This is a genomic window from Streptomyces boninensis, from assembly GCF_048572725.1.
Classification (GTDB): Bacteria; Actinomycetota; Actinomycetes; order Streptomycetales; family Streptomycetaceae; genus Streptomyces; species Streptomyces boninensis.
Genome location: NZ_CP183837.1, coordinates 1,686,720 through 1,703,407 on the forward strand (window position 1 = coordinate 1,686,720; position 16,688 = coordinate 1,703,407).

At 72.4% G+C, this 16,688-nt stretch carries 14 protein-coding genes; 6 read left to right on the forward strand and 8 right to left on the reverse strand.

Annotation, left to right across the window (positions count from 1 at the left end; all coding sequences use genetic code 11):
* Positions 1–286 precede the first annotated feature (286 nt).
* A complete protein-coding gene (ctaD, locus tag ACNNMR_RS07535) occupies positions 287–2,023 on the forward strand; it encodes a cytochrome c oxidase subunit I (RefSeq protein ID WP_419993748.1) in 1,737 nt (578 codons plus the stop codon).
* Here ctaD and ACNNMR_RS07540 read toward each other — a convergent pair.
* The 6 genes from ACNNMR_RS07540 to ACNNMR_RS07565 all read right to left on the reverse strand — a co-directional run bounded on the left by ACNNMR_RS07540 (position 1,977) and on the right by ACNNMR_RS07565 (position 7,064).
* Positions 1,977–2,954: a helix-turn-helix transcriptional regulator gene (locus ACNNMR_RS07540; RefSeq protein ID WP_419993749.1), complete on the reverse strand. Its 978-nt coding sequence runs from the start codon at positions 2,952–2,954 to the stop codon at positions 1,977–1,979. The two genes, ctaD and ACNNMR_RS07540, sit on opposite strands and share 47 nt — an antisense overlap.
* A 41-nt stretch (positions 2,955–2,995) precedes the next feature.
* On the reverse strand, positions 2,996–3,133 hold the full coding sequence (locus ACNNMR_RS07545) for a hypothetical protein (protein ID WP_419993750.1): 138 nt from the start codon (positions 3,131–3,133) through the stop codon (positions 2,996–2,998).
* A gap of 84 nt (positions 3,134–3,217) precedes the next feature.
* Positions 3,218–3,814, reverse strand: coding sequence for a hypothetical protein (locus ACNNMR_RS07550; RefSeq protein ID WP_419993751.1), 597 nt, complete (start codon positions 3,812–3,814; stop codon positions 3,218–3,220).
* The gene (locus ACNNMR_RS07555; protein WP_419993752.1) at positions 3,811–5,043 is read right to left on the reverse strand and encodes a glycosyltransferase family 4 protein; all 1,233 of its coding nucleotides are present in this window, start codon (positions 5,041–5,043) and stop codon (positions 3,811–3,813) included. The genes ACNNMR_RS07550 and ACNNMR_RS07555 overlap by 4 nt, the downstream gene beginning before the upstream one ends.
* Before the next feature lie 145 nt (positions 5,044–5,188).
* A complete protein-coding gene (locus tag ACNNMR_RS07560; protein ID WP_419993753.1) occupies positions 5,189–6,511 on the reverse strand; it encodes an ABC transporter substrate-binding protein in 1,323 nt (440 codons plus the stop codon).
* Positions 6,512–6,524: 13 nt separating this feature from the next.
* Positions 6,525–7,064: a hypothetical protein gene (locus ACNNMR_RS07565; protein WP_419993754.1), complete on the reverse strand. Its 540-nt coding sequence runs from the start codon at positions 7,062–7,064 to the stop codon at positions 6,525–6,527.
* A gap of 130 nt (positions 7,065–7,194) precedes the next feature.
* Here ACNNMR_RS07565 and ACNNMR_RS07570 point away from each other — a divergent pair, with 130 nt between their 5' ends.
* The 3 genes from ACNNMR_RS07570 to ACNNMR_RS07580 are packed head-to-tail and all read left to right on the forward strand — an operon-like array spanning position 7,195 to position 11,689.
* Positions 7,195–7,722, forward strand: coding sequence for a hypothetical protein (locus ACNNMR_RS07570; protein ID WP_419993755.1), 528 nt, complete (start codon positions 7,195–7,197; stop codon positions 7,720–7,722).
* Positions 7,722–11,018: an ABC transporter permease subunit gene (locus ACNNMR_RS07575; protein WP_419993756.1), complete on the forward strand. Its 3,297-nt coding sequence runs from the start codon at positions 7,722–7,724 to the stop codon at positions 11,016–11,018. Before ACNNMR_RS07570 ends, ACNNMR_RS07575 begins: the two co-directional genes overlap by 1 nt.
* Positions 11,015–11,689, forward strand: coding sequence for an ATP-binding cassette domain-containing protein (locus ACNNMR_RS07580; RefSeq protein WP_419993757.1), 675 nt, complete (start codon positions 11,015–11,017; stop codon positions 11,687–11,689). Before ACNNMR_RS07575 ends, ACNNMR_RS07580 begins: the two co-directional genes overlap by 4 nt.
* On the opposite strand, the gene ACNNMR_RS07585 is transcribed toward ACNNMR_RS07580, so the two are convergent.
* The gene (locus ACNNMR_RS07585) at positions 11,686–13,908 is read right to left on the reverse strand and encodes a glycoside hydrolase family 3 C-terminal domain-containing protein (RefSeq protein WP_419993758.1); all 2,223 of its coding nucleotides are present in this window, start codon (positions 13,906–13,908) and stop codon (positions 11,686–11,688) included. The two genes, ACNNMR_RS07580 and ACNNMR_RS07585, sit on opposite strands and share 4 nt — an antisense overlap.
* A 66-nt stretch (positions 13,909–13,974) precedes the next feature.
* Here ACNNMR_RS07585 and ACNNMR_RS07590 point away from each other — a divergent pair, with 66 nt between their 5' ends.
* Entirely contained in the window at positions 13,975–14,631 is a 657-nt protein-coding gene (locus ACNNMR_RS07590; protein WP_419993759.1) for a TetR/AcrR family transcriptional regulator, read from the forward strand.
* A gap of 3 nt (positions 14,632–14,634) precedes the next feature.
* Here the strand turns inward: ACNNMR_RS07590 and ACNNMR_RS07595 are convergent, their stop codons facing one another.
* On the reverse strand, positions 14,635–15,267 hold the full coding sequence (locus tag ACNNMR_RS07595; protein ID WP_419993760.1) for a transglycosylase family protein: 633 nt from the start codon (positions 15,265–15,267) through the stop codon (positions 14,635–14,637).
* A gap of 492 nt (positions 15,268–15,759) precedes the next feature.
* Between ACNNMR_RS07595 and ACNNMR_RS07600 the strand changes: the two genes are divergently transcribed.
* Positions 15,760–16,662 carry a hypothetical protein gene (locus tag ACNNMR_RS07600; protein WP_420000282.1) on the forward strand — a complete coding sequence of 301 codons (903 nt, stop codon included), beginning with the start codon at positions 15,760–15,762 and terminating at the stop codon, positions 16,660–16,662.
* Positions 16,663–16,688: the final 26 nt, after the last annotated feature.

Consider the following 16,688-nt stretch of genomic DNA (forward strand, 5'->3'; position numbering starts at 1 on the left):
CGATAAACGCCTCCGATTAGACCGCCACTCGCCCGGACGACGGCTGTATTTCACCGGGATTTCACGCGGAAATGATCATTCCGCAGGGCGGCCGGGAATTCCGCCGCGGACCCCCGGAATGGGCCGCGTACACACAATCCTCACAACTTCCGCCCGCGCGCCCGGGAACCCATGCCACCCCTCGCTCACCAGGAAGCCGCGCACGCCCCCTGTCGGACCCCGCCCCAACGCGAGCATCATGGCGTGCGAGTGAGAGCCCGTCCGTCCACGAGAGGGGCACACCAGGATGGGGACCACGCACACCGCGGAGGCCACCGCCCCCGCGCCCGGCCGGGGAGTGAAGACGAGTCACGGGCGGGTGCTCGTGGACTGGCTGACCACCACCGACCACAAGAAGATCGGGCACCTCTATCTCGCCACGTCGTTCGCGTTCTTCCTGTTCGCGGGCATCCTGGCGCTGATCATGCGGGCCGAGCTGGCCAGACCCGGCCTGCAGATGATCAGCAACGAAGAGTTCAACCAGGCGTTCACGATGCACGGCACGATCATGCTGCTGCTGTTCGCCACCCCGACCTTCGCGGGCTTCGCGAACGAGATCATGCCGCTGCAGATCGGCTCCCCCGACGTGGCGTTCCCGCGGCTGAACATGCTCTCGTACTGGCTCTTCCTCTTCGGCGGGCTGATGGTCGTCGGAAGTTACGCGGTGCCGGGCGGCCCCGCGTCCTTCGGCTGGTTCGCGTACGCGCCGCTGAACAGTGACGTGCGGTCGCCGGGCCTCGGTGCCGATTTGTGGATCATGGGTCTGGCGCTGGCCGGCTTCGGCACGATCCTGGGTGCGGTCAACTTCCTGACCACCATCCTGGGGATGCGCGCGCCCGGCATGACGATGTTCCGGATGCCGATCTTCACCTGGAACACCCTCTTCACCTCGATCCTCATCCTGCTGGCCTTCCCGGTGCTCGCCGCCGCGCTGCTGGTGCTGGAGGCGGACCGGCGGTTCGGGTCCGTGGTCTTCGATGCGGAGTTCGGCGGGGCGCTGCTGTGGCAGCACCTGTTCTGGTTCTTCGGGCATCCAGAGGTGTACATCATCGCGCTGCCGTTCTTCGGCATCGTCAGCGAGATCATCCCGGTCTTCAGCCGGAAGCCGATCTTCGGGTACGCGATGCTGGTCGGCGCCACCATCGCCATCACCGGCCTGTCGGTGGTCGTCTGGGCGCACCACATGTTCGTCACGGGCGCCGTGCTGCTGCCGTTCTTCGCGTTCATGTCGTTCCTGATCGCGGTGCCCACTGGGGTGAAGTTCTTCAACTGGGTCGGGACGATGCTCAAGGGATCGCTGTCCTTCGAGAACCCCATGCTGTGGTGTACGGGGTTCCTCGTCACCTTCCTCTTCGGCGGCCTGACCGGCGTGCTGCTGGCCTCTCCCCCGCTGGACTTCCACGTCTCCGACTCGTACTTCGTGGTCGCCCACTTCCACTACGTGGTCTTCGGGACGGTCGTCTTCGCCACCTTCGCCGGGTTCTACTACTGGTGGCCGAAGTTCACCGGGAAGATGCTCGACGAGCGGCTCGGGAAGATCCACTTCTGGACGCTGATGGTCGGCTTCCACACCACCTTCCTGGTGCAGCACTGGCTGGGCGCCGAGGGCATGCCCCGCCGGTACGCCGACTACCTGGCGGCCGACGGCTTCACCGCGCTCAACACCGTCTCGTCCATCGGCGCCTTCCTGCTCGGCCTGTCCACGCTGCCGTTCCTGTACAACCTCTGGAAGACGGCGAAGTACGGCGAGAAGGTCGAGGTCGACGACCCGTGGGGGTACGGGCGTTCGCTGGAGTGGGCCACCTCCTGCCCGCCGCCGCGGCACAACTTCGTCACCATCCCGAAGATCCGCTCCGAGTCCCCCGCCTTCGACCTGCACCATCCGTACGCGGCCTTCGACGACACGGCGCCGCACGCCCCACCCGAGGTCGCGGCCGCTAAGACGCCGGCAGCGCCCGGGAAAGACGGTCCCGAAGAGTCCTGATGTGGTCGGTCAGCTCCACCGGCTCGCGCACCTCGAAGTCGTAGCCGGTCATGGAGACATGGATGGCCATCGCGTCCAGGCTGTACGAGCCGGTGGTCAGCAGGCAGCTGTCCGCGTCCACCTCGGTCAGCACGCCCGCGGACGGCGAGATGCGCTGCCGCACCTCGGCGATCGGGGCGTGCAGCAGCACCACCGCACGCTCCGGGTAGACCCGCACGGCGACGCCCTCGGAGACGTATTCGGCGAGGTCCTGCGCCGGCGGCTCGCGCGGCGTGAAGCGCGGGCCGTGCGGCGGCCGCGGGGTGATGCGGTCGGCGCGGAAGGTGCGCCAGTCCTCGCGGTCGACGTCCCAGCCGACGAGGTACCAGCGGCTGCGCGAGCAGACCAGCCGGTGCGGCTCCACGACGCGGCGGCTGGGCTCGCCGCCGCTCGTCGGCGCGTACGAGAACCGCAGCCGCTCGCTGTCGCGGCAGGCGGCGGCGAGCTCGGTGAGCACCTCGGCGTCGACGCCGGTGGCCTCGCCCGCGGCTCCGTAACCCAGCATCGGCACGGTGAAAGCGGACAGCGCCGAGACCTGGCGGCGCAGCCGGCCGGGGAGCACCTGCTCCAGCTTGGCGAGGGCGCGCAGCGACGTCTCCTCGATGCCGGTGACGCCGCCGCCCGCGGCCCGGCGCAGGCCGACGGCGACGGCGACGGCCTCCTCGTCGTCCAGGAGCAGCGGCGGCATCTTGGCGCCGGAGCCCAGCTGGTAGCCGCCGGTGACGCCCGTCGAGGAGTTCACCGGATAGCCGAGCTCGCGGAGCTTGTCGACATCGCGGCGGACGGTGCGGGGCGTCACGCCGAGCCGGTCGGCGAGGTCGCCGCCGGACCATTCGCGATGCGCCTGGAGGAGGGAGAGCAGCTTCAGGAGTCGCGCGGAGGTTTCCAGCATGGCTGCAGTGTGCCAGGGGCTGCGGACAGCTTTTGACCGCGTTAGGGGTTGATCCGTACGGCCAGGTCGTTGCTCTCCGTATAGTACGGGCGGGCCTTGCCGCCGTCGAACTCCGTTGCCGGGTAGGTGAAGATGCTCTTCTTCAGCGGCACGTCGTCGAGGATGCGGGCGATCCGCACCGGCGCCGCGTCCGGGGCCGGGCGCAGCGCCAGGTCCCAGATCTGCGGGCCGCTCAGCCGTCTCGCGGCCTCGACGAGGGCGCCCTACGGCAGACCGGCCTCGAAGCGCGGTCCCTGGACGGTCACCGGCGCCATCGGCTCCCAGGAGCCGTCGCCGTCGTCCGTGCGCCGCCGCGCCTCCAGCGTCGCGGAGGGCGCGAGCCAGGCCCCGTACAGCCGCCCGCCGACGCGCAGCGTGGCGCCGGTGACGTGCAGGTCGGCGGCCTCGGCGTGCGGGGAGCGGTGCCAGGCGACCAGGGAGAGGTTGGACTCGACCGTCTTGTACGGGATGCGGGCGCGGACCGTGGCGTCTCCTTCGATGTCCCGGTCGACCAGTGCGCGCAGGTCGTTGAGGCCGGGTGCCAGGCGTACGGACTTGCCCTCCGGCGGCGCCAGATGGACGTTCCAGCGGCCCTCGGGCAGCGTCACGTCGCCGGGCAGGACGGCGTGCGGGCCGTCGGCGCCGGTGCCGTCGAGCGGCAGCCGCAGCTCGTCCTCGGGGGCGGTGCCGCCGCGGCGGCGCAGCAGCAGGGCGGCGCCCGCGGGTGCGGTGCGGACGATGAAGCAGAGGGCGCCTTCGGCGTCGGCGACGACGTCGGCGGCGGGTCGTTCTTCGCGGGGGGTGGTGGTGCTCTTGCTCACGCCGCCAGCCTCCGGCCCGCCATCTTGGCCGCATAGACGCCGCCGAGGACCGCGCCGGTGAAGCGGCGCCCGGTCAGGCTGCGCGGACCGCCGGTGAGTTCGGTGAACAGCGCGTCGTAGCGCTCGGCGATCCGGGCCGGGTCGAAGCGGGCGGAGTTCTCCAGCGCGGCGCGGCCCATCTTGTGGCGCAGCTCGTCGTCCTTGATGAGGGTGAGCAGCCCGTCCGCGACCGCGTCGGCACTGCGCCGCGCGACCAGCAGGCCGTCGACGCCGTCGGTGATGATCTCCCGCGGGCCGTGCGGGGCGTCGGTGGAGACCACCGGCAGGCCGCAGCGCATGGCCTCGACGAGGGTCATGCCAAAGGACTCCATGCTGGAGGTGGCCACGGCGATGGAGCCCTTGGGCCACTCCGCTTCAAGGGGGTGGGCGGCGCCCATCAGGTAGACGTGGTTGTACAGGCCGCGCTTCTCGATCTCGTTGCGCAGCCGGTCGCGGTGGCCGCCCCCGCCGTAGATCCGCAGCCGCCAGTCCGGGCGCTCGGCGACGACCTTCTCGAAGGCGCGCACCAGGACGTCGTAACGCTTGACGTGGGCGAGACGCCCCGCGGCGACGACCCACTTGGCGGTGGTGTCGGAGGGCGCGGACGGCGGCTCCGGGACGCCGTTGGGGATGGCTTCGAGGCGGACGCCGGGCAGCCGGAGCCGGTTGCGGTACGCGCGGGCGTCGGCGTCGGTCATGGTGACGACGGCGTGCAGCCGCGGGTAGAGCGCGCTGAGGGCGAGCTTCATCTGCCACGGGTGCACGTCGAAGGTGAGGTGCTCCTGGCCGACGCGCACCACGCCGGGGCGGGTCTGCCGCGCGATGTGCGCGTTCAGGCCCGGGCGGGTGCCGACGACGACGTCCGCGTCGAGAGTCGCCAGGTGGTCGGCGATCCGGCGGTCGGTGAGCCGGCTGTAGCTCTTGTACGGGTTGTCGGAGCGCATGAAGCCGCGGGACGGCTGCGCGTGCAGTGGATCGTCGCCGTCGTAACCGGGACTGTCCTTGCGCAGGTCCACCAGGGCACGCAGCCGTACGCCCGGGCCCGGGTCAAAGACCGGCTCGTCGCGATGCCGGAACACGGAGACGATCTCCACCTCGTGGTGCTCCGCCAGCATCCGGGCGAGGGTCGCCGTGGTACGGATCGTGCCCCCGATGCCGTAGGCATGGTGTATCAGGAAAGAGATGCGCATAAGTCCCGGTTCCCCACTGTGTGCGCGGTGAGTCCTCTCTCTACCGCCCTGCACACAGTTCGACCGACAGGGGTGGGGCAGGGTTGGTCAAAAACCGGCCTTATTACACAGCAGTGACAGTTGTGGCGGACCACACACGAACAGGTCAGGGCCGATACGAAAGCTGAGGAACATCCTCGAAGCAGTTGTCGTTCATGTCCCCCTGAGACACCCAGCCGCCCTTGCCGCCCGCGGCGGCGTCCTTCCAGCGGGCCACGGACACGCAGGCCCGCTCGGTCTTCGGCGGCTCGGCCTGGGCGTGGAAGTTCACCGGCAGCAGCAGCCCATCGGCCGTGTACGGCTTGTCCCGCTCCAGGAAGCGCTCCACGCAGGCGTGCTCCAGCTGCCGCCCGCACGACTTCGCCGCGTCCGCGAACCACATGGCCGCCGCCCAGCCCTCCAGCTGCCACTGCGAGCGGGTCTTGATCTTCGCGGACTTCGCGTACACGGCCATGCCGTCGCTGAAGGCGCGCACCGCCGGGTCGTCGTCGTCCGCGTAGTTGCGGCTGGCGCCGGTCGCCCACAGGGTGTTGCGGCAGTTGCCCGCGTCCTTGTAGTCGGCGGGGATCGTGGACGCCCAGTTCTGCACGTTGGTCACCTTCGCGATGAGGTCGACGCCGGCGCCATCCATCGCCTTGCACAGCTGGGCGTTGCCGTGCGTGTCCATCGCGTCGAAGACCAGGTCGGCCTTCTTGTCGCGCAGGTCGGCCGCGACCGCCTTGAAGTTGGGCAGCGCGAAGTCCACCTGCTCGGTGACGACCTTGTAGCCCTCCTTGCGCAGCCCGTCGGCGACATTACGGGCGTACGCGGCCGAGGCGGCCTGGTTGTACGCGACGACGGCCGCGGTGCGGGCGTCGTGCTCGCGCTTGAAGTAGCGGTAGACCTCGGTGCCGCCGTAGAGCCGCCCGCCCCAGCCCGGCTTGCCCTTGCGTGGCGCCTGGCTGCCGTAGATCCCGTACAGGTGCGGATACGTCTCGTACGCCGCCCCGATCGGCTGCCCGCCGATGTCGGGGACGCCCGCCTTACTGACCAGGGGCGCGCCCGCGTAATCGAGGACGGTGGTGGCGACGAGCGCGAAGACCTTCTCCTGCTGGATGAGCTTGCGCGCGCAGTCGCTGTTGCCGCCGCCGCTGCCGCCGTCGTCGCAGGTGACGACCTCAACCGGGCGGCCGTGCACCCCGCCGCGCTTATTGAGCGCGGCGAAGTAGGCCTGGGCGCCGTCGCGCGGGCCGACGAAGGTCTCGCCGCCGACCGGGCTGGTGGCGCTGGTGATGATGCCGACCTTGATGGGCTCGCCCTTGGCCTCGCCGGTGGGGGCGGGGCCGCGGTCCCGATCGCGGTCGGCGAAGTCGCTCTCCGGCAGCCGGCTGCCGCAGGCCGCGCTCAGCAGCAGGCCGAGCGCGGCGAGGACGATGGCGGCGCGGCGCATCTCAGCTCGCCGCTCAGCAGCCCGGGGCCGGGGAGCCGCTGAGGCTGATCAGGGCGCAGATCGAGTTCTTGGAGACCTTCCAGGTGCCGTCCTGGAGGACGGCGGTGCCGGTGGTGTTGGGTACGGCCGTGGCGCCGTTGAGCGTCAGGGCGTACTTCACCTCGGCCTTCTCCGCGGACGTGAAGGTCACCTTGGTCACCTTCGCGGCGACCTGCTTGAGTTCCTTGGCGTTGCTCATCTGGTCCATCAAGGGCTGCATCTTGTCGCCGTCCTCGAGGTACTTCGGCTTGTCCTTGACGGGCGTCTTCGGGTCGAAGAGCTTCTGCCAGTTCTCCTTGACCTCCTTCTCCGCGGCCGCCTTGTCCGCCGGCGCACCCCCGCCGCCCCCTTCCGCGGGCGTGGAGCTGGCGGAGCTGCTGGGCTGCGGCTTGGGCGTCTTCTTCGGCTCACCGGTGCCGCCGCTGTCGTCGCCGCAGCCGGCCATGCCCGCTCCCGCGAGCACCACCACGGCGGTCAGCGCGGCGGTACGCGCCAAGAGTCCCCGTCGGGCCATCTGCCTCACCTCGTGCGGTAGTTGACGGTCATTGACGAACGTTGAATCTTCGTCAGGTTACTGCGCAGGAAAGGGTCAAGGGGCATAGTGCATGCCAGCAGCCGACATGCACAGATGCGCAGGGGGAAAGATGCCTCAGGTGAGCGCGCGGTGGGGCCGGAGCGTGCGGTCGCTCGCCGTCCAGTGGGGCGGCTGGGCCGCGGTGTCCGGAGGCGCGGTGCTGTGCGTGATCGGCTGGTACGGCATCTCCGGCGAGCGCTTCGCCGAGCGCCAGCTCCCCTATCTGGCGTCCTGCACCATCCCCGGCGCCGCGCTCATCATCGCCGGCGCGATCCTGCTCGCCCGCGGCGACCAGGGCCTCGCGGCGGCGCGGGTGGAGGAGCTGTACGGGCTGCTGGTGGCGAGCGATACGGAGCCGGAGGCGACGGGCCCGCCCGTAACGCGGACGACCGCGGCCGACGGCTGCCTGACGGTGCCGGGCGGCACGCTCTACCACCGCCCCGACTGCCCGCTGGTGCGCGGCAAGGCCGACGCGGCGGCGGTGGACGCGGAGGCGCGGCGGGGGCTGGCGCCATGTCCCGTGTGCGAGCCAGGTGAGCCGGGTGATGAAGCGGCGGACGAGGCGGCTGACGGTCCCGTACGGCCCGCGGAGGCGTGATGGGGCCGCTCGCGGCGTCGCTCACGTACGAGCTGACGCTCGCCGGGCTCGCGGTGGGCAGCGCGGCGGCGCTGACCGGCATCGGGCTGATCGTCACGTACCGGGCGACCGGGGTGCTGAACCTCGCCCACGGGGCGGTGGCGATGATCACCGCCTATGCGCTGCGGCAGTTCGCGGTGGAGTGGGACTGGCCGCTGTGGGCGGCCGCGGCGCTGTGTCTGGTGGTGATCGCGCCGGGGATCGGGCTGCTGCTGGGGCGCTTTGTGTTCCGCCCGCTGTCGGTGCTGCAGGACCGCGGCGAGAGCGGCGGCGCGCAGACGCTGGTGGCGTCGATCGGCGTCTTTGTGCTGCTGGTGGGCGCGGCGGGGCTGCTGTGGGGCACGGGGGCGCGCTCGGACGCGCCGGAGTTGCTGCCGGACGATCCGTGGGTGCAGTTGGCGACGGTGGTCGTGCTGGCCCTGGCGGTGGCGGCGATCACCCGCTGGACGCGGATCGGGCGGGAGCTGCGGGCGGTGGTCGACAACCGGCGGCTGGCGTCGCTGAGCGGCATCGACGCGGACCGGGTGGCGGATACGGGGTGGGCGTTCGGCACCTTTACGGCCGGGCTTACGGGTGTGCTGCTGGCGCCGCAGCTGTGGCTCGATCCGTACGGACTGCCGCTGCTGGTGATGGCCGTGATCGGCGTCGCGGTGGCGGCCGCGATGCGCAACCTGCCGGTGGCGGTGCTGGCGGCGCTCGCGATCGGGGTGCTGCAGAGCCAGCTGACGCGCTTCCATCCCGGGGGGTGGGAGGGGACGTTGGTGCAGGCCGTGTCGACGAATCTCTTTGCCGTAGGGCTGCTGGTGGCGGCGCTGGCGCTGCCGCGGATCGGGGTGTTGGGCGGGGGTGGCGACGGTGCGGGCTTTCTGAAGGTGCCGGCGGCGACTCCCGACCGGGACGGGCGGGCCTGGGTGGTGGCCGGGGTGCTCTTCCTGCTGCCGCTGGGCTTCGCGGGTACGGACCTGACGACGGCGGTGCAGGTGCCCGCGCTGGGTGTGGTGCTGCTGTCGCTGGTGGTCGTGACCGGGCGGGGTGGGCAAGTGTCGCTGGGGCAGGCGGCGTATGCGGGTCTTGGCGCGCTGCTGGCGGCGCTGCTGGCGGCGGGGCGGGTGCCGGGGGTGGGGGCGGTGCCGGAGCTGGTGGCGCTGGGGCTCGCGGTGGTGGTCGTCGCGCCGCTGGGGCTGCTGGTGGGGTATCCGGCGATACGGCGGCAGGGGCTGGCGCTGGCACTGACGACGTTGGCGGTGGGGGTGGCGGTGAGCCGGTTCGTCTTTGCCCAGCCGGATCTGATTACGGGGCTGACGCTGGATCGGCCGGCGGGGTTCGCGGACGACCGCTCGTATTACGTGCTGGAGTTGCTGCTGCTGGGTGGTGCGGTGCTTGCGGTGTGGGCGCTGCGGCGGGGGCGTACGGGGCGGGCGCTGGCGGCGGTGCGCGATCACGAGGCGGGGGCGGCGGCTTCGGGGGTGGGGGTGCCGGCGCTGAAGTCCGGAGCGTTTGTCGCTGGCGCCGGCTTGGCCGCTTTGGGGGGCGGGATGTTGGGGATGGGGGTGCAGGCCTTCGATCCGAATGCGTATGACCCGGTGCGGGCGTTGTTGTGGTTTGCGGCGGTGGTGGTGTTGGGGGCGGACAGTGTGCTGGGCGCCCTTGCGGCCGCGGCTTTGCTGGTGGGGTTGGATGCGGGGACGCAGGGTGGGATGGCGGCGGCGGTGGTGGGGGTGCTTGCCGTCCTGCTGGGGCGGTTCCCCGGGGGTCTGTACGAGGCGGCGGGGCGGGGGTGGGGGCGGCTGCGAGGGCTCGCGGAGCCGGTGCGCCTGACTCCGCGGGGGGAGCACCTGCGCGCGCGCCTGCGGCTGGCCGCTGCTTCTTCTCCCGCCCACCCGCCCGTTGCTGTCGCGGACAGGGGGGTCGGCGTCACGGCGGCGGACTCAGGCGCCTCCGCTGCGGACTCAGGCGCCTCCGCTGCGGCCGCAGGCCCACCGCCGCCCGGCAGCGGGACCGGCGCCCCGCCCCTCTCCCCTTCCGCAGCCAGCCCTCCCACCCGCACCGGGACCAGGCGCACGACGGCAGCCCTGCCGTCACCATCCGATGCCAAGCCACCCGCCAAGCCGCCCAGGGAGAACAGGGGCCCGGTGGCCCTTCCGCCCGCAGACGGCCACGCACCCCAGACGCCACACACCCCCGCCGCCGCGGACAGCCCCGCGCCGCCACCACCCATCCCCGCCCCAGACGACCCCGCGCGGCCGCCGCATCCCCGCGCCGCCGCGGACAACCACGCACCCCAGACGCCACCCACCCCCGCCGGAGACAACCACGCACCCCAAACGCCACCCACCCCCGCTGCGGGCGGACGGGCCGCCGTTGGGCGGCACGGGCGGGCGCAGCGGGCCGGACCCGCCCTGCCCCACTCGCACCGGGGCCGGGCTACGCGCCGCTGGGCGCAGCGGGTCCTCGCCGGTGCGAGTCGCGTCGGCGTCCGGCGGAAACGTCCGGGCCCGCCCTTCCCGCCCAGCGGGACGCCTGCCCCCGGGGGCGGGGGCGCGGGCGGGGCGTCAGCCTCAGCGAGGCTTACCGCTCGCGCCGTCAGCGTCGCCTACGGGGACTACCAGGCGCTCGACTCCGTCGATATCGCCATCCCGCCCGGTCGCATCACCGCGCTCGTCGGGCCCAACGGGGCCGGGAAGTCGACCCTTTTCCACTGTCTCGCCGGGACGCTGCGGCCCAGCAGCGGGCAGGTCATCCTCGACGGACACGACATCACCCGTGCGCCCGCGCACGCCCGTACGCGCAAAGGCATCGCCCGCACCTTCCAGCAGCTCGCCGTCTTCCCCTCCCTCACCGTCGAGGAGAACGTCCGCATCGGCGCCGAGCACGGAGCGAGCTCCGGCCGCCACCCCACCCAAGCCGTCGACCGCGCCCTCGACCTCCTCGACCTCACCCCGCTCCGCCACGCCCGCGCCGCCGGGCTGCAGACCGGCACCCTCCGCCGCGTCGAACTCGCCCGCGCACTCGCCGGCGGCCCCCGCGTGCTGCTGCTGGACGAGCCCGCGGCAGGCCTCGACACCGCCGAGGCCGGCGCCCTCGCCCGTACGCTCAGAGCGCTGGCCGCCGACGGCATGGCGCTGCTCATCGTCGAGCACGACCTCGACCTCGTCGTCGAACTCGCCGACACCGCCTACGCCATGAGCGCCGGCCGCATCACCGCCGCGGGTCCCGCGCCCCGCGTACTCGCCGATCTGCAGGCCACCGCCTCATGAGCATCGAGATCGCCCTTGAAGGCGCCCGCGTCCATTACGGCCCGCTGGAAGCGCTCCACGGCATCGACCTGGCGGTGCCGCACCGCCGGCTCACCGTCCTGCTCGGCCGGAACGGCTCGGGCCGGACCACCGCCCTGCGCGCCCTCGCCGGCACGGTCCCGCTCACCGCGGGACGCGTCCGCTGGCGGGGCGCCGACGTCACCCGTCTGCCCGCCTACGCCCGCGCCCGCCGCGGCCTCGCCTTCACCCCCGACCTGCGCGCCGTCTTCACGTCCCTCACGGTCGCCGAGAACCTGGAGCTGGTCGCAAGCGGCGGCGACATCTCCCCCGCCTTCGAGGCCTACCCGGCCCTACGCCCCCTCCGCAGCCGCCGCGCCGGCACCCTCTCCGGCGGCGAACAGCGCATGCTCGCCATCTCCCGCGCCCTCCTCTCCCCAGCCCGCCTGGTGCTGCTGGACGAGCCGGGCCAGGGGATGTCCGCCGCCATGGCCGCCCGTACGCACGCCCTGCTGGGCGAGCTGGACGCGACCGTCGTCGTGGCCGAGCAGTCGCTGCCGCGGGGGCTGCGAGCAGCCGCCGGGCTGGTCTATGAGCTGCGCCGGGGGGAGGTCGTCTTCGGCGGCGAGCCGGGAGAGTTGAGTGAGTTGGGCCGGCTGGGGTCATTCAGCTAGGGGTTTCGTCTCCTGATCTTGGCGCCGTTCGCCACCGCCAGTGCGCGTTCCAGCTCCTCCAGCGTGACTCCGCCCATCCCAAGGTCGACGATCCGGCGGATCGGGATCGACGCCATCATCCGGGCCAGGTCGATGCCCAGCGCGCCCTCGCCGCCGTCGTCCCCTCCGGCCGCCGGACCGGCGAGTTCCGGCAGCACCGCCGCCCCCTCCGGATGCGCCTGCAGCTCCCCCAGCGTCGAGTCCAGCGTCAGCGGCAGGCGCAGTTCGTCGCCGATCACCTCGACCCGCAGGCGCAGCCGGATGTCGCGGCTGGAGGCGCCCACCGAGACCTCGTAGTCGCCGTCCTCGACGATCCAGCGGTCCGCCCGCGTCTCCCAGTACGCCAAGTCCGCGCGCCGCAGCAGCACCGTGACCTGCCTGCTTTCTCCGGGCTCCAGCGGCACCACCGCGAAGCCCTTCAGCTCGCGCGGTGGGCGGGTCACCGCTGAGCCGGGCTTCGACGCGTAGAACTGGACGACCTCGGCGCCCGCCCGCTCGCCCGTGTTCGTCACCGTCACCCGTGCCGTGATCCCCGCGGCGTCCGCGAGCAGGTCCAGGTCCGCGTACGCGAACGTCGTGTACGACAGGCCGTGGCCGAAGGGGTACGTGACCTCCATGTCGCGGGCGTCGTACCAGCGGTAGCCGACGTGGATGCCTTCGCCGTAGCGGACGAGGGAGTTCTCGCCGGGGAAGTTCAGGTACGCGGGGGTGTCCTGGAGCCGGACAGGGATCGTCTCCGCCAGCCTTCCGGAGGGGTTGACCTTGCCGAAGAGGACGTCCGCGATCGCGCCGCCGCCCGCCTGGCCCAGCAGGGCGGCGTCGAGGATCGCCGGGGCCGCCGCCGCGACCGGGGCCAGGCGCAGCACGCCGCCGTGCGACAGGACCACGGTCGTGCGGGGCTGGGCCCGGAGCACTTCGGTGAGCAGCTGGAGCTGGTCCGCGGGGAGTTCGATGTCGTCGCGGTCGAAGCCCTCGGACTCCTGGTGTGCGGCCAGGCCGAGGAAGAGGACGGCGGCGGGGGCGGCGGCCGCCGTTCGCACCGCGTCGGCGCGCAGTTCACCATCCGCGTCGCCGCCCGTGGTGAAGCCGGGGGCGTACGTGACCTCGCCCGCGACGGCGCGGATCTCGTCCAGGGGGATGTCGAGGCGGGTCGGGTTCACATGCGAGCTGCCGCCGCCCTGATAGCGGGGCTTCGTCGCGAACTCGCCGATCACGGCGAGGGGTTCGGCGGCGGGGAGGGGGAGGAGGTCGTCGTCGTTTTTCAGGAGGACCAGGCAGCGGGCGGCCGCCTCGCGTGCCAGGGCGTGGTGGTCCCGTACGTCCGATTCCACGGTCTCGCCGGTCCGCGACTGCGCCTTCGCCGCCAGCTCGGCGACCCGTCCCGCCGCCCGCTCCACCGCGGCCGCGTCCAGCTGCCCCGCCCGTACCGCCGCCACCACCGCGGCATCCGTGGCGCCGCCCGTCCCCGGCATCTCCAGATCCACCCCCGCCGCCACCGCCGCGACCCGGTCGCCGACCGCGCCCCAGTCGCTGACGACCGCGCCGGTGAAGCCCCACTCGTCGCGCAGGACCTCGGTCAGCAGCCAGTGGTTCTCGGCCGCGTAGACGCCGTTGATGCGGTTGTACGAGCACATCACGGTCCAGGGCGCCGCCGTCTTCACCACGTGCTCGAAGGCGCGGAGGTAGATCTCGCGGAGGGTGCGGGGGTCGACGTCGGAGTTGGAGCGCATGCGGTCGTGTTCGGCGTTGTTGGCGGCGAAGTGCTTCAAGGAGGCGCCGGTGCCGGTCGATTGCAGGCCCTCGACCCAGGCGGCGGCGAGGGCGCCGGTGAGGTGCGGGTCCTCCGAGTAGTACTCGAAGTTGCGGCCGCAGCGCGGGTCGCGCTTGATGTTGATGCCGGGACCCAGCAGCACGTCCACGCCCAGCGCCCGGCTCTCCCGGCCGAGCGCCTCGCCGATGCGCCGGGCCAGCGCGGGGTCCCAGCTCTGGGCGAGGCCGGTGGCGGGCGGGAAGCAGGTCGCCGGGTGGCTGTCGGCGAGGCCCAGGTGGTCCGTGTCGCCGGTCTGCTTGCGTACGCCGTGCGGGCCGTCGGTGAGCAGCAGCGACGGCACCCGGCCGATGGCCTTGGTGGTCCAGAAGTCCGCGCCGCTGCCGAGGGCCGCCTGCTCTTCGAGGGACATGGCCAAAACCGTACGTCACTCGGTTTTCGGCGGCAAGGATCTGCCGCAGGCCTTAGGGTCGGGGGCATGGCTCAAAGAGGCCCGTACGCGAAAGGCGTCGCCAAGCGCGAGGAGATCCTGGACAAGGCGCTCGAGATCGTGGCGACCGCCGGCTACAGCCGTACGACCGTGCGCGAGCTGGCGGAGGGGGTCGGGCTCAGCCAGACCGGGCTGCTGCACTACTTCGGGTCGAAGGAGGAGCTCTTCAAGGAGATCCTGCGGCGGCGGGATGAGCGGGACCGGGCGGCCTTCGGCTTTCCGGCGGAGGGGGAGCGGGAGCCCCACGGTCCGGACACCGCCGTCCCCGACCTGCGCGCCGCCACCGTCCGGGTCGTCGAGCACAACGCCGAAGTCCCGGGCCTCGTCCAGCTCTTCTCCCGCTTCACGTCCGAGGCCGCCGAGGCCGGACACCCGGCGCACGACTATGTCCGCGAGCGGTATGCGCGCACCCGTACCACCTTCGCCGCGGCCATCGCGCGGCTCCAGCGGGACGGGCAGCTGCCGCCGGAGCTGGACCCGGAGCGGCTCGCGGTGCTGACCGCGGCGGTGCTCGACGGGCTGCAGCTGCAGTGGATGTACGACCCCGGGGTCGACATGGCCGACCACCTCGCCTGCTTCTGGGAGCTGGTCGGCGGACGCCCCGCCGGCGAACACGGCACCGGCGGGGCGAACGGGACGGGCTGAGGCTCACACCTCCAGACGCTGGCCCGGGAAGATCAGGTTCGGGTTGCCGCCGATGGTGTTGCGGTTGTCCCGGAAGATCTTCCGCCAGCTGACGTCATGCGCCTTGGCGATCTTGCTGAGCGTGTCACCGCTCTTGACCGTGTAGTTGCCGCTGCCACGCTTGTGGCCGCGATCGGGGTGCGGAGCCGTACGCTCCGGGGCGGCCTTCGGGGCCGCCTTGGGTGCCGCCTTGGGTGCGGCGGGCTTTGCGGCCGGCGCCTGGACGCCCGGGGCGGAGCCCGAGGCGCCCGCGCGGGCCGAGCAGGTGGGCCAGGCCCCCCAGCCCTGGCTGCGCTGCACCTTGGTCGCGATGGCGATCTGCTGGGACTTGGACGCCTTGTCGGCGGTCGGCGCGTACGCCGCGCCGCCGTGCGCCCGCCAGGTGCCGGCGTTGAACTGCAGGCCTCCGTAGTAGCCGTTGCCGGTGTTGATGTGCCAGTTCCCTCCGCTCTCGCATTGGGCTATGCGATCCCACACGCCGCCGTCGGCCGCCCCCGCGGGGGATGCCGTGGCGAGCAGGGTGAGCGGCGCGATCACGACTGCCGCTCCTGTGAGCAGTGCGGTGGTGCGACGTACGTCGTACCGGGGAAGAGACATGAATTCCCTCTCCACGAACCCGGATTCCCCCAAAGGCGGGCACGGCCGCAGGACGCGTCTGGCGCCGGCTGACCGCTCCGCCCCGCCCCGCCGACGGTGCTGGTTGCTTGGATGGCGGGGCGTGTCCGGGCGGTGCTCGGTGCACACGGCGGAGGAATGTATGGCCGTGCTCGCCCGACTATCAACCAAGTCCTCCCTGCCGCAGGCCAGTTGACGGTTACCCCCGGTATCAGCGATTTTCAGCCACCGGATTGATGCTGGGATATCTCGATATATCACCCTCCGTGTGCAGCGATCTGTGACTCACCTCACCGTCCCAACTTGCTTGCTCTCCGCATGAGTTGGCAGGGAGTAAGCTGTTCCGCCGGATATCTCACGGTGTGCGCACGACGGGTGGAGCAATCGGCGGCCTGGGCGTGACTCCGGACACATGTCACCCGTTGTGCTCTTACGAACACGACATACGACACCGAGGAGCCACCCGTGCCTCGCATGCTCGATGTGAGCGACGACGTACGCGCCGAGATCGGCGACGAAGAAGCGGACCGGCTGCTCGCCGGGGACAACGCACCGGGACAGTACGACTGCACGTCCTGCCGCACCCCCGGCGACTCCGAGCGCGAGCGCACCTCCACGGTGCTCTTCGTCGGCGACGAGACGGCCGTGCTCGCTTTCGCGCACGCCACGTGCGTGCCGTCCCAGGTGGTCCCGGTCTCCGAGGATCAGCTGCAGGGAGCGGTACGCGCCATCACCTCCCAGGAGGACGGCGCCCCCGCCCCGGCCCCGGCGCCCGCCGCGGTCGGCGCCGGGGCCGGCGCAGGGGGCGACGGGCCGCCGCCCGTCATCCCGCAGCCGGCCGCCCTGCAGCCGGCCGCGCCCGCACCCGCGCCCAGCCCCGAGCCCGCGGCCACCGACGCGCCGCAGCAGGCCGTCCTCGGCGTCACCTGCGGCCTGGTGCTGTGCGGCGAGGAGCTGCGCCCGGCGCTGGTCGTCGAGCCCACCGGGCCGATCGCCCGCCCCGGCTCCACCGGACCGGGCGACGACTTCCTGCCGCTCCTCATCGAGCAGGGCTTCCTCCCGGTGATGGACGTGGACAAGCCCCCGTCCGGCGTGGACGGCTGGTCGGTGCTGCTCGTCGAGGGCATGCTGCACGCCGTCATGCAGCCCTCCCCCGGCGGCGAGCCGCCCACCGCGTGGTGGCAGGCGCATCAGCCGCTGCAGGTCACCGAGGGCTGGCGGACCATCGCCGCGAAGTCGCACGAGGTGCTGGTCTACGCCGCCCCGGCGGGCGCCATCGGCCGGCAGCCGCGCGAGGATCTGCTCCGGGAGGCGCTGGAGCGCGCGGCGTCACGCGGCACGCTCGTCGGCTCCGCCATGCGACTGACCGGCGCATAAGGGCCGTAGCCTCGGGGGCGTGGCGA

What these genes read in the sequence shown, in the direction of transcription:
- ctaD (WP_419993748.1), top strand. Translation starts at nt 287, where the DNA reads ATGGGGACCACGCACACCGCGGAGGCCACCGCCCCCGCGCCCGGCCGG.
- ACNNMR_RS07540 (WP_419993749.1), bottom strand. Translation starts at nt 2,954, where the DNA reads ATGCTGGAAACCTCCGCGCGACTCCTGAAGCTGCTCTCCCTCCTCCAG.
- ACNNMR_RS07555 (WP_419993752.1), bottom strand. Translation starts at nt 5,043, where the DNA reads ATGCGCATCTCTTTCCTGATACACCATGCCTACGGCATCGGGGGCACG.
- ACNNMR_RS07560 (WP_419993753.1), bottom strand. Translation starts at nt 6,511, where the DNA reads ATGCGCCGCGCCGCCATCGTCCTCGCCGCGCTCGGCCTGCTGCTGAGC.
- ACNNMR_RS07565 (WP_419993754.1), bottom strand. Translation starts at nt 7,064, where the DNA reads ATGGCCCGACGGGGACTCTTGGCGCGTACCGCCGCGCTGACCGCCGTG.
- ACNNMR_RS07570 (WP_419993755.1), top strand. Translation starts at nt 7,195, where the DNA reads ATGCCTCAGGTGAGCGCGCGGTGGGGCCGGAGCGTGCGGTCGCTCGCC.
- ACNNMR_RS07575 (WP_419993756.1), top strand. Translation starts at nt 7,722, where the DNA reads ATGGGGCCGCTCGCGGCGTCGCTCACGTACGAGCTGACGCTCGCCGGG.
- ACNNMR_RS07580 (WP_419993757.1), top strand. Translation starts at nt 11,015, where the DNA reads ATGAGCATCGAGATCGCCCTTGAAGGCGCCCGCGTCCATTACGGCCCG.
- ACNNMR_RS07585 (WP_419993758.1), bottom strand. Translation starts at nt 13,908, where the DNA reads ATGTCCCTCGAAGAGCAGGCGGCCCTCGGCAGCGGCGCGGACTTCTGG.
- ACNNMR_RS07590 (WP_419993759.1), top strand. Translation starts at nt 13,975, where the DNA reads ATGGCTCAAAGAGGCCCGTACGCGAAAGGCGTCGCCAAGCGCGAGGAG.
- ACNNMR_RS07595 (WP_419993760.1), bottom strand. Translation starts at nt 15,267, where the DNA reads ATGTCTCTTCCCCGGTACGACGTACGTCGCACCACCGCACTGCTCACA.
- ACNNMR_RS07600 (WP_420000282.1), top strand. Translation starts at nt 15,760, where the DNA reads ATGCTCGATGTGAGCGACGACGTACGCGCCGAGATCGGCGACGAAGAA.